This window comes from Bradyrhizobium iriomotense (genome assembly GCF_018129405.1).
GTDB lineage: Bacteria > Pseudomonadota > Alphaproteobacteria > Rhizobiales > Xanthobacteraceae > Bradyrhizobium > Bradyrhizobium iriomotense_B.
On sequence record NZ_JAFCLP010000022.1, the window covers coordinates 16,329 to 30,846 of the forward strand.

12 protein-coding genes and 1 pseudogene are annotated in these 14,518 nt (G+C 66.1%); 7 read left to right on the top strand and 6 right to left on the bottom strand.

Annotated elements, in window-relative coordinates; genetic code table 11:
- Window positions 1-76 precede the first annotated feature (76 nt).
- The gene (locus tag JQ592_RS31670) at window positions 77-748 is read left to right on the top strand and encodes a peroxiredoxin (protein ID WP_211406658.1); all 672 of its coding nucleotides are present in this window, start codon (window positions 77-79) and stop codon (window positions 746-748) included.
- Window positions 749-860: 112 nt separating this feature from the next.
- Entirely contained in the window at window positions 861-2,228 is a 1,368-nt protein-coding gene (locus JQ592_RS31675; protein WP_211406659.1) for a M23 family metallopeptidase, read from the top strand.
- 33 nt (window positions 2,229-2,261) lie between these two features.
- Here the strand turns inward: JQ592_RS31675 and JQ592_RS31680 are convergent, their stop codons facing one another.
- Window positions 2,262-3,461 (bottom strand): DUF5666 domain-containing protein, encoded by a 1,200-nt coding sequence (locus JQ592_RS31680; protein ID WP_211406660.1) that lies wholly within the window; start codon window positions 3,459-3,461, stop codon window positions 2,262-2,264.
- Complete coding sequence (locus JQ592_RS31685) at window positions 3,458-4,354, bottom strand: DUF6502 family protein (protein WP_211406762.1); 897 nt, start codon at window positions 4,352-4,354, stop codon at window positions 3,458-3,460. Before JQ592_RS31685 ends, JQ592_RS31680 begins: the two co-directional genes overlap by 4 nt.
- Window positions 4,355-4,482: 128 nt before the next feature.
- Between JQ592_RS31685 and JQ592_RS31690 the strand changes: the two genes are divergently transcribed.
- From JQ592_RS31690 to JQ592_RS31710, 5 genes are read left to right on the top strand one after another with little or no spacing between them, the layout of a single operon-like run.
- Window positions 4,483-4,644, top strand: coding sequence for a hypothetical protein (locus JQ592_RS31690; RefSeq protein WP_211406661.1), 162 nt, complete (start codon window positions 4,483-4,485; stop codon window positions 4,642-4,644).
- Window positions 4,645-4,652: 8 nt separating this feature from the next.
- Window positions 4,653-6,581 (top strand): glycosyltransferase, encoded by a 1,929-nt coding sequence (locus tag JQ592_RS31695; RefSeq protein WP_211406662.1) that lies wholly within the window; start codon window positions 4,653-4,655, stop codon window positions 6,579-6,581.
- Between the two features lie 3 nt (window positions 6,582-6,584).
- The gene (locus JQ592_RS31700; protein WP_211406663.1) at window positions 6,585-7,319 is read left to right on the top strand and encodes an ABC transporter ATP-binding protein; all 735 of its coding nucleotides are present in this window, start codon (window positions 6,585-6,587) and stop codon (window positions 7,317-7,319) included.
- On the top strand, window positions 7,316-8,710 hold the full coding sequence (locus JQ592_RS31705) for a glycosyltransferase family 4 protein (protein ID WP_211406664.1): 1,395 nt from the start codon (window positions 7,316-7,318) through the stop codon (window positions 8,708-8,710). The genes JQ592_RS31700 and JQ592_RS31705 overlap by 4 nt, the downstream gene beginning before the upstream one ends.
- Entirely contained in the window at window positions 8,707-9,987 is a 1,281-nt protein-coding gene (locus JQ592_RS31710) for an O-antigen ligase family protein (RefSeq protein ID WP_211406665.1), read from the top strand. Before JQ592_RS31705 ends, JQ592_RS31710 begins: the two co-directional genes overlap by 4 nt.
- Here JQ592_RS31710 and JQ592_RS31715 read toward each other — a convergent pair whose 3' ends face one another.
- The 4 genes and pseudogenes from JQ592_RS31715 to prfB all read right to left on the bottom strand — a co-directional run bounded on the left by JQ592_RS31715 (window position 9,988) and on the right by prfB (window position 14,395).
- Complete coding sequence (locus JQ592_RS31715) at window positions 9,988-11,223, bottom strand: ABC transporter substrate-binding protein (RefSeq protein ID WP_211406666.1); 1,236 nt, start codon at window positions 11,221-11,223, stop codon at window positions 9,988-9,990.
- A 108-nt stretch (window positions 11,224-11,331) separates the two neighbouring features.
- A pseudogene (locus JQ592_RS38860) lies at window positions 11,332-12,242 on the bottom strand (DMT family transporter).
- A gap of 138 nt (window positions 12,243-12,380) precedes the next feature.
- On the bottom strand, window positions 12,381-13,262 hold the full coding sequence (locus tag JQ592_RS31725) for an NAD(P)-dependent oxidoreductase (RefSeq protein WP_211406667.1): 882 nt from the start codon (window positions 13,260-13,262) through the stop codon (window positions 12,381-12,383).
- A 1-nt stretch (window position 13,263) separates the two neighbouring features.
- Window positions 13,264-14,395, bottom strand: a protein-coding gene (gene prfB / locus JQ592_RS31730) for a peptide chain release factor 2 (protein ID WP_183239407.1) whose coding sequence is annotated in 2 segments (ribosomal slippage) — window positions 13,264-14,325 and window positions 14,327-14,395 — 1,131 coding nt in all. Because the reading frame shifts where the segments join, the coding sequence is not laid out codon by codon here.
- Window positions 14,396-14,518: the final 123 nt, after the last annotated feature.

Here is a 14,518-nt window from a genome sequence, read left to right on the forward strand (position 1 = left end):
GCGCGATTCCGGCACACCGGACGAGAGCTGCAATACCGCTTCGGTTGACCCGCCGAAAGCGTCGAAAGGAAGGCGTATGTCCAAGAAATCCCGAAAGAAATCGTCCAAAACGCCCTCCGGCAGTCCAACGGCTAAAAAGAAGGCCCCGAAATCCAGGGCAACGACTCAAACAAAGGCCGCGAAAACACAGCGGACACCGGCCAGCAAATCAACCGCAACCATAGCAAAGACAGCATCGCATGGGGCCGCATCGAAACAGTTAAATTCCTCCAAATCGGCGAAGCCAGTCCTGACCGAAGGTCAGAAGGCGCCCGCCTTCCGCCTGCCCCGCGATGGCGGCGGGGTGGCGACGCTGTCGGACTATGCCGGCCAGAAGCTCGTCCTGTTCTTCTACCCCCGCGCCGACACCCCCGGCTGCACCCGGGAGGCCATCGACTTCACGCGCCTTGCAGGTGCCTTCGCCGACGCCGGCACCGCCGTGCTCGGCGTCTCCGCGGATTCGTTAAAGGCCCAGGAGAAGTTCCGCGACAAGCACAGCCTCGGCGTGCCCCTGATCTCGGACGAGAAGCACGAGATGCTTGAGGCATATGGCGCCTGGGGCGAAAAATCCATGTACGGCAAGAGATTCCTCGGGATTCTTCGTACCACGGTGCTGGTCGGAAGCGATGGCAAAATCGCCAAGGTCTGGCGCAACGTGCGGGTCGACGGCCATGCCGATCAGGTGCTGGAAGCGGCAAGAAGTCTTTAACCAGCCCGTTAAGTTCTAGCGGTTCCGTTTCCGGAAAATTAACCATGACCGGCCCAGATTGCTGCGGCAATTAGGCCGCAAGGAACCCATCCGACCGGCGCCGGGAGTGCCGATGTCGAAAAGTTCTGCCCAATATTCGCAGTACCCCCAACATCATCCTCACGACCACGGACGGGCCTTTCATCGGCGTCCTGTCGCCGTCGCGGCGGCCGCCGCGCTTCCCCTGCCCGACGCCGATGACGCCTACACCATTGTCCATCACGGCAAGCAGGTCCGCCTCGGCCCGGTCGTGTTCTGGATCGTGGTCGGCACCATCGTGCTGCTCGGCCTGTGGTCGGCCGCAACCGCCACCTATTTCGCTTTCCGCGACGACGTCCTGACCCGGCTGATCGCCCGCCAGGCCGAGATGCAATACGCCTATGAAGACCGTATCGCCGAGCTGCGTGCCAAGGTCGATCGCACCACCAGCCGCCAGCTGCTCGACCAGGAGCAGTTCGACCAGAAGCTCGACCAGATCATGAAGCGCCAGACGGCGCTGGAGTCCCGGGCGACGGCGCTGGGCGCCATGCCTGACGTGACCGGATCGATCCCCCGCGCGGCGCCGCAGCGTGGCGATTCGAGCCAGGGCACGATACTGGGCACGCCAAAACCGTCGCCGATCAGCGACACCGTGATCTTCGTGGCGCCGCCGGATCGCGAAGCACGACTCGAATCGCGCGCGCCTGCCGTCCTGGCCCCGCCGACCAGCCAATTCGCCAAGAACCAGGGTTTCGACAATGTCCTGGTCCGGCTCACGACCTCGCTCGACCAGGTCGAGCGCCGCCAGATGGCCGCGCTCAGCGCCGTCGAGGACGGCATGGATTCGCGCATGCGCCGGATGCGCGGCGTCGTCAGCGATCTCGGCCTCAACCTCGCCAGTCTCGAAGCCGCCGTGCCGCGCAGCGCGATGGGCGGACCGTTCGTCCCCGTCAAACTGACGGCCAATGCCGGGCCGTTCGAGAAGCAGCTCAATCGCATCAACACGACGCGCGCCGAGATGGATCGTCTCAATCGCACGCTGGCGCTGGTGCCATATCGCAAGCCCGTCATCGGCGAGGTCGAGTTCACCTCCGGTTTCGGCGTGCGCAGCGATCCCTTCCTGGGCCGGCCCGCGATGCACACCGGCCTCGACTTCCGCGCCGCAACCGGCGATCCCGTCCGCGTCACCGCCTATGGCAAGGTGGTCTCGGCCGGCTGGTCCGGCGGCTACGGCCGTATGGTCGAGGTCGACCACGGCAATGGTCTCTCGACCCGCTACGGCCATCTCTCCGAGATCAGCGTCAAGGTCGGCGAGATCGTGAAGATCGGCCAAGTCGTTGGTCTCGTCGGCTCGACCGGCCGCTCTACCGGTCCGCATCTGCATTACGAGACCCGCATCGACGGCGAAGCGGTCGACCCGCAGAAGTTCTTGCGCGCTGGCGTGCGCCTCAGCGCGGGCTAAGCCCGCGCCATTTTGTTTCGGTCCACGTTGTCGTCAGCGCCGGCCGCCGCCCATTCCGCCGCCGGGACCGCCGAAGCCGCCACCACCCATGCCGCCGCCGGGCCCCATCGGGCCGCCGGGGAAACCGGGTCCGCCCGGGCCTGACGGGCCGCCAGGACCTGACGGCGCCGAGCCGGGCGTTGTGCCGGGGCTCGATCCGGGCGCAGGAGCGCCGCCCGGCGCGCCAGGTGGACCGCCGCCCGGAGTCGGCGTGCCCCTGTTCGGATGCAGGATTGAACCACCGGGCGACCGGCCGCCGGGACCGCCGCCGCCGCCGGGCGAAGGTGCTCCCGGCCCCTGGCCGATGGCCTTCGCCGAATCCACCTGGAGGCCGCGCGAACGATCGAACACGCCGTTGACCACCATGCGCGCTTCGCCCGCCGCAGGCCCGAAGCGTGAGCCATCGCGGGCGATCAGCCCCGAGCCGAGCTGGAGGTTGGCGCCCGCCCGCTGCACATAGGCCTCGATCGACAGCCGGCTCGCACCGACGAGGTCCGAGAAATCGTCGATCCGCGTGCGGGCGGCCTGCATCGCGCCCTGGGCCGCGCTGCCCTCGATCTGGACGCGCTGGCCGACCAGCAGCGGATCGATGCCGTTCAGCCTCAAGCCGCCGATATGCAGACCCTCAGGTCCGCGCTCGACGAGGCCCGTGACGCGCGCAACCGCGTCGCGCCGGGGTTCGACCAGGCTTGCGACGATGACGCCATCGGTGCGGCGCAGGCCGTAAACGGCGACCTGCGCGCCCGCACGGAGCTTGCTCTCCTTGTCGCCTGTGACGACCTTCTGGCCGAGCACCGTCAGCTCGTTGCCCTTCACCTGCTCGATCGGCCCTGCGACCTCGCTCGCGATCGCGATGTTGCGCGTCACCAGCGTGCCGTCGGCCTGCCGGGTTGCGACCACGCGCGCGAGCTGGCCGATGCGCAGCGCATTGGCGCTGGCCGGCTCGCCGTCGATACGGACCGGAACGTCGCTGGCATAGGTCACGCGCTCGCCGTTGACGTAGATGCTGCCGAAGCGCTGGATCACGCCGACGATGCCGGTACCGCCGATGCCGTGATCATCGCCGCGCGTGATTCCGGTGCCGCCGATGCCCTGATCAGTGCCGCGCTTGACCTGCGCGCGGGCCATCGCGGTGCCGGCCAGCCAGAACCCCATCAACAGCAGACGGCGGGAGATCAGCGGCGGCCGGCTCATGAACCGCCCTCTTTGCCGCCTTCCTTGCCGTTTTCCTTGCCGCTTTCCTTCGTCTCGCTCTCCTCGTCGGCGTCCTCGCTGTAGATGTAGATGCCGAAATTCCAGCGGGCGTCACCGCCCTTGTCCTTGGCGAGCGCCCGGTTGGCCTCGCGGTTGGCCGTCTTCAGCGCGTCCATGGCGAGCTCGCGCGAGCGCGCCTCGAGGCGCCGCGCCAGCTTCGGCGAGATGTTGTTGTAGTGCACCGCGCGTTCGAGGAAGCGCGGCCCATCCGCGACATTCTGCGCGGCGGCCGCGATGTGGTCGTGCAGATTGCGGCCGAGATAATGCCACTTGCTGTCGTCCTCGCCTGATGGGACGAAGGCGGCTTCGACCAGCTCGATCTCGTCGGCTCCGTTGATGGTGACGAGCCTGCGGTCGATCCATTCGTCGAGCACCGCGCGCGGGCGCACGTCCTTGGTCACGGAGGCGACGAGCTGCTCGAATGACGGCGCATCGCCTTCCGCCGTGCGCGGCAGCGCCAGCGGCTCGCCCTTCGCGTCGGTGAACTCGGGCGCGGCGAGCCAGCGCGCGATCACGGCGCTGGTCAGCGACACCGCCGCCGGGGCTTCATGCACCGGCGCCCCCGCGCCGCGCAGCCGCGCCACCTCCTTGCGATGAATGCCGGTGAGCAGGCTGACGCGGCTGTCGGTCTGCTCTTTGTCCTCCAGCGCAAAATCATGCTCGGCGACGTTGACGAAGAGCTCGCGAAGCAGTTGCGCCAGCGCCGGAAAGGTCATGCCGCTGCGGATGCAGAGTCGCACCAGCGGGCGCAGCAGCCGCGCCAGCGGCGCGTGCAGCTTCGCGGCGGCATTCGGCTGTGGTGCCGCTGCTTTCGACCCGGGCTTGGCATTCATGTCTGAATTGTAGCGATCCACGGCGTGGGACACAATCCCACTTTTTCCTGTTTGCCGATTGACGTGGTAAATTTTCCCACATATACGGAACGCCCACTGAGGGGCGCGACGTAAAGGGACTCACACCCATGGCTGACCGCTTGGTCCGCATTTCCAGTTCACCGCGTGCCGTGCCGGCTCCCGCTTGGGGCCACGGCGCCATCGAGCCGATGCTGCCCGCGCTGCTGCGCGGCGTGATCTTCATCTCGGTGCTGGCCGCACCGTTCGTCGCGGCGCTTCTCGCAGGCTGACCGCGATCATGCATCACACCAGCGAAACCCCGCGCCGTCCGTCGGTGCTGCACATCTTCAAGATCTACTATCCCGACCTGTTCGGCGGCACGCTCACGGTAATCCGCGACATCTGCGCGAGCCTGAAGGATTCTTTCTCCTCCGCCGTGCTGGCCTGTTCGCAATCGGCCGAGCGGCGCGAGATCGTCGTCAACGACGTGCCGGTCGAGCGCGTGCGCTCGTTCGGCAACGTGCTGTCGCTGCCCGCCGCCCCGACCTATCCCTGGCGTCTCTGGCGCAGAAGCGCCGAGCACGACCTGCTTGCGCTCCACGCCCCCTTCCCGCTGGCGGACCTCGTCTTCGCCTTCGGATTCGGCGCCAGGCGGCCGCTGGTCGTGCATTGGCACGCCGACATCGTCACCCATGCCGGCCTGCGCTGGTTCATCGAGCCGCTGATGCGGCGGACGCTGCGGCGCGCCAAGGCGATCATCGTCTCGGACCACGTGCTGGTCGACAACACGCCGCTGCTGCGCGAATTCGAGGACAAGTGCCACGTCGTGCCGTTCGGCATCGACACGTCGGGCTATGACTGGCCGAAGATCGAGCCGCATCACGTCAACGACCGCGGCCGGCTCGTGCTCGCCTGCGGCCGGCTTGTTCCCTACAAGGGTTTTGACGTGCTCATCCGCGCCGCGGCTTCGCACAATTTCGAGACCTGGATCATCGGAGAGGGCGCCGAGCGGCCGCGGCTCGAGCAGCTGATCCAGGAGCTCGGCCTCGGCGACCGCGTCCGTCTGCTCGGCTCCGTCAACGATTGCGAACGCATCAAGCTGATGTGCCTGGCCGACGTCTTCGTGATGCCGTCAGTGACCAATGCCGAGACTTTCGGTCTCGTCCAGCTCGAGGCCATGGCTGCCGGCCGCCCGGTCGTGAATACGGCGCTCGACACGGCTGTGCCGCGCGTCGCCCGCCACGGCATGGAGGCGATCACCGTGCCGCCGGGCGATGCCGAGAAGCTGGGTGAGGCCATCGACACCCTGATCCGCGATCCCGAGCGCCGCCGCCGCATGGGACTTGCGGCGCGCACGCGCACCCTCTCCCGCTATTCGGCCACGGCCTTCAAGCAGGGCATGGAGACCGTCTACCGCAACGCCGTCGCCGCCTCCAGCGAGGAGCGACCTGCGACCGCCGAGCCGCCGCAGGCGACCGGCTGGCTGGACACGGTCCGGATCGCGGCGGCGCTGGCTTGGTCCGACATGCGGCACCGCTACGTGCGCTCACTGCTCGGCCCGTTCTGGATGTCGCTCCAGATGGCGATCGTGGTCGTCGTGCTGGGCTCGGTGATCGGCCAGATGTCGAACACCAGCATGTTGGCGCGCCTGCCGATGCTGGCGCTGTCGATGACGGCCTGGACCTTCCTCAACGGCGTGGTGCTGGACGCGACCACGGCGCTCCAGAACTCTGCGAGCCTGATCCGCGACCGGGCGCTGCCGCCCGTGATCTTCCTCCTGCAGTGCACGTTCCGTCAGGCCCTGTTCGCACTCCACAACGCCTGTGTTCCGCTGCTGCTGTGGCTCATCTTCTCGCCCCACGACCTCTCTCACGCGCTGGCGGCGCTGCCCGGTCTCCTGCTGTTCGTCGCCTGCACCTTCGCCCTGAGCCTCGTTCTGGGCGCAATGGCGACCCGCTATCGCGACCTCAAGCCGATCATCGAATCCACGCTGATGCTCGCCTTTCTGGCTTCGCCCGTGATCTGGTCGTCCGACATGATCAACCACCGCTCGACCGTGATGCGGCTCAATCCGCTGACGCATCTGTTCGCGGTGTGGCGCGAGCCGCTGGCCGGCGGCGCTGTCGATCCCGTCAGCATCGTCTACGTCCTCGTCGCACTGGCGCTCCTGGTCTTTGCGAGCGCGCTGACGCTGGTCCACCTGCGCAAAGCCGCATTCTGGATCTGACGCATGGTCAGGGTCACTCTCCGCAACGTCTGCCTCGATTATCCGCTCTACGGCGCCTACGACTTCTCGCTGAAGCGCCGGCTGCTCGGCCATCTCATCCGCGAGCCGGGCGAGATGCGGACGATCCGGGCCGTCGACAATGTCACGATCGAGGCCGAAGCAGGCAGCCGCATCGGGCTCGCCGGTCCCAACGGCTCCGGCAAGTCGACGCTGCTGCGGCTGATTGCCGGCGTCTATCCGCCGAGCAGCGGCAGCATCGCGCTGCAGGGCAACGTCGTGCCCCTGCTCGGCCTCAACGCCGGCGTCAACCTCGATTTCGTGGCGGAGGACAACATCGCGCTGCTGCTGCGGATCAGCGGCCGCAAGCCGACGCGCGCTGTGATCGACGAGATCTGGGCCTTCACCGAGCTCGAGCCCCGCATGCAGCGGCTGCCGTTGCGGATGTTCTCCTCGGGAATGCTGATGCGGGTGTTGTTTGCGACCGCGACCGCCTTTCCGGCCGACATCCTCCTGCTCGACGAATGGCTCAGCGTGGTCGACGAGCACTTTGCGGAGAAAGCACAGGAGCGGCTGCTGAACATGGTGTCGCAGGCGGCGATCGTGATCATCGCCTCGCACGACCAGCCGCTGCTGCGCCGCACCTGCACCAGCATCATCAACCTCGATCACGGCCGCATCGCCTCGACCGTCACGGTGGAGCCGCCGGCAACACACCCTTTTGAGCTCAAACGCGCATGAAACAGAACATCCTAGTCGTCTCCGAGTCGCTCGGACAGCCCAACCACAAGCGCGGCATCTTCCATTTTACGCGGGAGCTGGTCCGGTCGCTCGCCGCGGAGGGCCACCAACTCACGCTGCTGGTGGAGACCTCGAAGCGCTACCGCAAGCTGTTGCGGCGCGAGCGGCGCACGAAGCTGTTCGCGGCGCAGTCCCGCAACATCGAGCTGCTCGCGCTTTATCGCTTCCTTGACGAAATCAACGTGGGCGGACCGGTGACGCTCAGCGGCACGCGCCGCAAGTTCGACTGGCTCCGCCACAGGGTCGGCATGTTGCTGTCGCGGGACAACGTCCTCTGCCTGCTGCGCGCAATCGGCCTGCGTGGCCTGAACGCGCGGCTGATCGAGAACTGGCCCGCCGCGCTCGAATACATCCCGCCGGATCTGAGCCATCTCGAACTGTTCGGCGACTTTCAGCTCGAGCCCGGATTCTTCAACTATCAGGACTCCTCGGCCTTCTTCCTGCTGCCGCCGCCGCGGATCGACGCGCGCGACTACGACGTGATCGTCGTGGACACCCCGACCCGCGTGGCAATCAAGCGCAGGCCGGACGCCAAGGTGATCTGCGTCGTCCACGATTTGTTGCCGCTCACCGATCTCAAGCTCAGCGACATCGCCACACGGCAGTTCCTGGCGCGAATCCGCACCAGCCTGCGCCAGGCCGATGAGCTCGCCTTCGTTTCAAACTACAGCATGATGCGGTTCAGGGAACTGTTGCCGCAATTTGCGCACGTACCGGCGCGGGTCGTGTATCCCCGCACCCGGTTCGACGCCCCGGATGTCCTGCACCTTCCAGCCCCGTCGGGGCGTCCGGGGCGGCCGAGCTTCGTCGTCATCGTCTCGAACGAGCCGCGCAAGAACGTCGCCGCCGTCGTCCGCGCCTTCCGTGGCGTGCCCCAGGCCGATCTCGTCGTGATCGGCTATGCCGGCGAGATCAGCCGGATGCGCAACCTGCCGCCCAACGTCCGCTTCGCCGGCTATGTCGACGAGCAGGAGAAGGCCGCCCTGATCGCGGAGGCGCACGGCCTGATCATGCCGAGCCTTGCCGAAGGTTTTGGCGTGCCGATCATCGAGGCGCTGGCCGCGAACACGCCGGTGCTGTGCTCGGATATTGCCGTCTTCCGCGAGGTCGCGGGCGAGCTCGCCGACTATTTCGACCCGTACTCGACGGACTCGATTGCCGCCTCCGTCACCCGCGTGCTGACGCGGCAGGAGGAGTGGCGCGGCAAGATCCGGGCGCGGCGCCACGAGCTTGCGAAGCGTTTCGGCTACGAGACCCAGGCCCGCGATTTCCTCGGCCGCCAGGTGCCCGCGGAAAGGCTGGTCGCCTCACCGCTTGCGTCGTACGGATGACGGCCGAATCCGCGACGTGGTCCGGCCCTGCCGATCGGCGGGGCGACCGGAAGGGATGGCGGACCTGGCGCAACCCGGCCGCGCTGCTCCGGGCGGCAGATGTGCTCGTCATCCTGATCGCGGCATCGCTGCCCTGGTCGACAACGGCGCCTTCGATCTTCGTCGGGCTCTGGCTGCTCGCGGTGACGCCGACCATCGCCTGGCGCGACTATGCGCGTGAGCTAACGCGCCCGGCGTTCGCCCTGCCCTTCGCACTCCTGCTGCTCGCGCTTGTTGGCACGCTGTGGTCGGAGGGGGCCTGGGCGGACCGGCTGCATGCGATCAAGCCGGTCGCAAAGCTCGTGCTGATTCCGCCGCTGCTCTACCATTTCAGCCGGTCCGAGCGCGGCTTCCACGTCTGCATCGCCTTTCTCGCCTCCTGCGCGCTGCTTGCCGTGTTCTCCTGGATCGTGCTGCTCAACCCGGCCTGGAAGATCACCGCGACGGCGTCGTCAGGCGTGCCCGTCAAGAACTACATCGACCAGAGCCAGGAGTTCACGCTGTGCGCCTTTGCGCTTGCGCTGCCGACGCTGACTTTCTGGCGCGGCGGACGCGCGGTCGCAACTCTCGTCTGCATGGCATTGATCCTGCTGTTCGTCACCAACATGGTGTTCGTCGCCGCGGCCCGTACCGCCCTGCTCTGCATCGCAGTGCTGCTCGCCCTGTTTGCGTGGGAGCATCTGAACCGGCGGGCGACGCTGGTCCTGCTTGCGGGTGCGGTCTCGGCAAGTGCGCTGGCCTGGACGACGTCGCCCTATCTGCGCCAGCGCATCACCGACATCGCAATCGAATACCGCCACGGCCATGAGGACATCAGCCACGCCTCGACCGCGCAGCGGTTGACCTATTGGCGCAAGGCGCTCCACGCCTTCACCGAGGCGCCTCTGATCGGCCACGGCACCGGCTCGATCAAGCGCCAGTTCGAGCGCGCCGCCGCCAGCGAAAGCAGCCTCGCGGCCGAGGTCGTCAGCAACCCGCACAACCAGACCCTCAACGTCGCGATGCAATGGGGGCTTTTGGGCGTCGTCCTGCTCTACGCCATGTGGATCGCCCATCTTCGCCTGTTCCTGGGCGAAGGCCTTGCCGCCTGGATCGGCCTCGCCGCTGTCGTGCAGAACATCGCGAGCTCGCTGCTCAACTCGCATCTGTTCGATTTCCACGAGGGCTGGATGTATGTGCTCGGTGTCGGCGTTGTCGGCGGCATGGTCCTGAAGGCCAAGGCCAGCAGTCAGAAGTGACTACTGGCTGCGCTCGTGGCCGACCTCGCCGGTGATGACGTCGCCGAACAGCTCCCAGGCCTGCCCATTGAAGCGCATCAGCTGCATCTGCTCGATCGGGAAATAGTCGTCGGGCGAAGTGTTGACCATGATGCCCGGCAGCATCAGGTCGGCGTGGAAGTTCTTCAGGTTGGCGGCCTGCTTCATGACGTTCTCGCGGGTGAGATTGTCGCCGCACTGCTTCAGGACCTGGGTCATCGCCTCGGCCTGAACATAGCCATAGACGTTGTTGGAGTTGGTCTTGTCCCCGTCAGGATAATACTTGTCCATGAACGCGCGCCAGTTGATCACGGCTGGATCCTTATCCCAGGTCGGATCGGTTGGGTCTTTCAAATAGATCGTCGAGATGATGTCCTTGGAATAGTCGAGCCCGGCGGGCTTGAGCACCGAGGCGACGGAGGTCGCGGTGTTGGCGAGAAAGAATTTCGGCTTCCAGCCGAGCTCGCCGACCTTCCGGATCGCCTGCGCCGAGCCTTTCGGCGCGGCCCATGAGAAGAAGATGTCGGCGCCGGAATCGTGCAGGGCGACGATCTGCGAGTCGATCGAGGGATCGCTGACCTCGTAGGATTTGTCGGCGATGATCATACTCGCCTTGTCCCCGAGCCCGTCCTTCAGGCCCTTGAACTGGTCCTTGCCGGCATCGTCATTCTGCCAGAACACAGCGATCTTGCCGTTCGGAAAATTGTCGCGGATGTACTTTGCGTAGATCCGCCCCTCGCTCTGGTAGTTCGGCTGGAAACCCATGGTCCACGGGAAATTCTTGGGGTCGCCGAACTTGGTTCCGCCGGAGGCGACGAAGAGCTGCGGCACCTTCTTGGCATTCATGTATTTCATGATCGCGGAATTCGAGGGCGTGCCGAGCGCCTGGAAGATCAGGAGGACCTCGTCGCTCTCGACCAGCTTGCGCGCCTGCTCGATCGCCTTCGGCGGGGAATAGGCATCGTCATAGCTGATGAAGTTGATCTTGCGCCCGTTGATGCCGCCCTGGTCGTTGATCATCTTGAAGAAGGCGGCCTCGGTCTTGCCGATCACGCCATAGGACGACGCCGGCCCGCTATAGGGCATGATGTTGCCGATCCTGATTTCGGTGTCGGAAGCGCCGGGGTCGTATTTTTTCTGCGCCGAGGCCGGTGTCGTGACCAGCACTGCGGCAGCAAGCAGGACGAGGGCAGCAAGGCTTGCGCGACGACCCGGCATTGGTCTCTCCCCTATGTTTTGCAGTCTTGTTTTGTCGGGAGTGTCGCAAGCAGGCTTGCCGCTGGCAAGCGGCGTGATTTTCCGCGAGGTGAAACGTTGGTGCGGAACTTACGCGACGCGACGCAGCAAACCGAGCGCGCGCCCGTCAATCACCAGCAACGCGCTGCCGATGACGATGGCACCCGCGATCTCGCGCATGGAGATCGGCTCGCCCAGCACCAGCCAGCCCAGCAGGATGGCGGTGACGGGAATGAGCAGCGTCACCAGCATGACATTGGTCGCGCCCGAGCGCCGGATGATCTGGAAGAAGACCATGTAGGCCAGCGCCGTTGAAAGCGCGGCGAGGCTAAGCACCGCGAGCCAGGTCGCGACGCCCGGCATCGGCAGACGCCACGGCTGCTCGACCACGCCGGCGACGACCGCCATCATCAGCGTGGACGCCATCAGTTGGAATGTAGCGGTGCCAATCGGCGGAGAATCCTTCAACAGCCGCCGCGCCGCCAGTGCCGCAAAGCCGTAGCTGAAGGCCCCGCCGAGGCAAAGCAGGATGCCGAGCCCCTGCCCCTGCCTCGTCTCGATGCCCCATCCGCGCAGAATGACCACGCCGAGAAGCCCCAGCGCAACGCCGGCCAGGCGCCGCATCTGCAAGGTCTCCTCACCAGCGCCGGCCATGACGATCACCGTGAACAGCGGCGTGGTGGCATTCAGGATCGACGCCAGTCCGCTCGGAATGAAGGTCTGGCCGATCACGATCAGCGAGAACGGATGACATTGTTGAGCAGTCCGATCGCGAAGAACGGCTTCCAGCCGGCCGTTCCCTTGGGAAGGCCGATGCCTTGTGCGCGCAGCAGCGGAAACAGAATGACGGCGCCGAGCGCGACGCGCAAGAACACCAGCGTCAGCGGCGGCAATTCCCGCAAGGCCGCGCCGTTGAAGAAGAACGAGCCGCCCCAGAGGACGGAGAGCACCGCGAGCAGCGACCAGTCTCGCGCGTCGATCCGGTTGTCTTTCGCAGGCATGGCGTCTCACATCGGTGATCCGACCTGCCGCCTAAGCCAGCGCTGCAGGCAAAGCCACCCGATCTCCGATGAAATTTGGAATTCCCGCGTGCGGAAGAGATGGGGCAAACACGGCTGCCCCATATGGATGTGCCCGGCTTAAGACGACTTCTTCGGCCGCGACACCAGCTCGATCATCCTGCCTTCATCGTCATCCGGAATCACCGCTTTCGCCTGCGCGTAGGCCTCGACCGCGGCGCGCGCGACCAGCGGCTTGCCGGCCAGGAGACTCTCGGCGAGCTTGACGGCATAGGCGGCATCCTTGTGCCGCAGCGCCGCGGTGAAGGTCGCGCCGGAAAAATCGCGGGCGACCATGCGCTTGGAGTGACGCTGCACCTGGGGGCTCGCGGTGACGCCCGCCTGGATCGATTCCAGCACGAGGTTCATGTCGAGCCCGGCCTGCTCGGCGATGGCAAGGCCCTCGGCCAGGCCGGCGATCTGGATCGCGCCCATGAGATTGTTGATGAGCTTGTAGACCGTACCGGAGCCGACTGCGCCGAAATGGCGGATGGTCGAGCCGATCGGTTCGAGGAACGGGCGCGCGCGTTCGAGATCGGCGGCATCGGCGCCGGCGAGCAGCGTGAGCTTTCCGGCGGCTGCCGCATCGGGCAAGCCCGTCACGGGACAGTCGATGTAGATGAGCCCGCGCGCGTTGAGTTCGCGGCCCATCTCGCGGGCATGGTCATAGGAGACGGTGGAGCATTCGATCGCGATGGTGCCGGCCTTCGCCGTCTTCGCCGCGCCATCGGGCCCAAGCCAGACCGCGCGCGAGGCCTCGTCGTCGGCAACCATGGTCACGACCGCATCGGCATCGATCGCGGCGTCCTCAGGCGAGGTCGCCCAATGCGCGCCGCGGGCGATCAGGTCTTCCGCCTTGGGCTTGCTGCGATTCCACAGCGTCACCGTGAAGCCGGCATCGAGATAACGGCCGGCCATGCCGTGGCCCATCCGTCCAAGCCCGATGAAGGCGACGCGGGGCATGCTAGTCCACGTCCTCGATGTCGCCGCTGGTGGTGCCGAAGGCGCGCTGCGCCAAGGTTGCGGCCATGAACTCGTCGAGATCGCCGCCGAGCACGCCTGATGTGTCGGAGGTCTGTACGCCCGTGCGCAGATCCTTCACCATCTGGTAGGGCTGCAGCACGTAGGAGCGGATCTGGTGGCCCCAGCCGATATCGGTCTTGGCGGCCTGGTCGGCGGCGGCCTTCTCCTCGCGCTTCTTCAGCTCGATCTCGTAGAGGCGCGCGCGCAGCATGTCCCAGGCCTGGGCGCGGTTCTTGTGCTGGGAGCGGCCGGCCTGGCAGACCACGGCGACGCCGGTCGGGATGTGCGTCAGGCGCACCGCGGATTCGGTCTTGTTGACGTGCTGGCCGCCGGCACCGCCCGAACGCATGGTGTCGGTGCGGACGTCGGATTCCTTGATGTCGATCTTGATGCTGTCGTCGATGACCGGGAAGACCTGCACGCTCGAGAACGAGGTGTGCCGCCGCGCGTTGGAATCGAACGGCGAGATGCGCACGAGGCGATGCACGCCGGCTTCGGTCTTCAGCCAGCCATAGGCGTTGTGACCGGAGACCTGGATGGTCGCCGACTTGATGCCGGCTTCTTCGCCCTCGGACTCTTCGAGGTACTCGACCTTGAAGCCGTGCGTTTCGGCCCAGCGCGTGTACATGCGCAAGAGCATCTGCGCCCAGTCCTGGCTTTCGGTGCCGCCGGCGCCGGCATGGACTTCGAGATAGGAATCGAAGCGGTCGGCCTCGCCCGAGAGCAGCGCCTCGAGCTCGCGCCGCGCGACTTCCTTCTTCAGGTTCTTCAGTGCAGCTTCGGCTTCCGCAACGACGCCGTCATCGCCCTCGGCCTCGCCGAGCTCGATCATGCCGATATCGTCTTCGAGCTCCTGCTCGACCTTGCCGATGCCGGACAGCGAATCCTCGAGCGAGGTGCGCTCCTGCATCAGCTTCTGGGCCTTCTGGGGATCGTTCCAGAGGTTGGGATCTTCTGCGAGCTTGTTCAGCTCGGCGAGGCGTGCCGTCGATTTCTCGACGTCAAAGATGCCTCCTCAGCAGCCCGACTGACTGCTTGATCTCTTCTACCAACCGTTCGATTTCGGCGCGCATGACGTTCTCTGGTCTGGCGCATGATCCGGGAAAGTGTGCAGCGGTTTCCCGAAAAGATCATGCGCAAAAAAACTAAAGCGCGATAACTCGTCGCGCGTTGGGGGATGTAACGGCGGCGGCGCG

Coding starts and splice junctions, on each gene's coding strand:
- JQ592_RS31670 (WP_211406658.1), top strand. CDS start 77: ATGTCCAAGAAATCCCGAAAGAAATCGTCCAAAACGCCCTCCGGCAGT.
- JQ592_RS31675 (WP_211406659.1), top strand. CDS start 861: ATGTCGAAAAGTTCTGCCCAATATTCGCAGTACCCCCAACATCATCCT.
- JQ592_RS31680 (WP_211406660.1), bottom strand. CDS start 3,461: ATGAGCCGGCCGCCGCTGATCTCCCGCCGTCTGCTGTTGATGGGGTTC.
- JQ592_RS31685 (WP_211406762.1), bottom strand. CDS start 4,354: ATGAATGCCAAGCCCGGGTCGAAAGCAGCGGCACCACAGCCGAATGCC.
- JQ592_RS31690 (WP_211406661.1), top strand. CDS start 4,483: ATGGCTGACCGCTTGGTCCGCATTTCCAGTTCACCGCGTGCCGTGCCG.
- JQ592_RS31695 (WP_211406662.1), top strand. CDS start 4,653: ATGCATCACACCAGCGAAACCCCGCGCCGTCCGTCGGTGCTGCACATC.
- JQ592_RS31700 (WP_211406663.1), top strand. CDS start 6,585: ATGGTCAGGGTCACTCTCCGCAACGTCTGCCTCGATTATCCGCTCTAC.
- JQ592_RS31705 (WP_211406664.1), top strand. CDS start 7,316: ATGAAACAGAACATCCTAGTCGTCTCCGAGTCGCTCGGACAGCCCAAC.
- JQ592_RS31710 (WP_211406665.1), top strand. CDS start 8,707: ATGACGGCCGAATCCGCGACGTGGTCCGGCCCTGCCGATCGGCGGGGC.
- JQ592_RS31715 (WP_211406666.1), bottom strand. CDS start 11,223: ATGCCGGGTCGTCGCGCAAGCCTTGCTGCCCTCGTCCTGCTTGCTGCC.
- JQ592_RS31725 (WP_211406667.1), bottom strand. CDS start 13,262: ATGCCCCGCGTCGCCTTCATCGGGCTTGGACGGATGGGCCACGGCATG.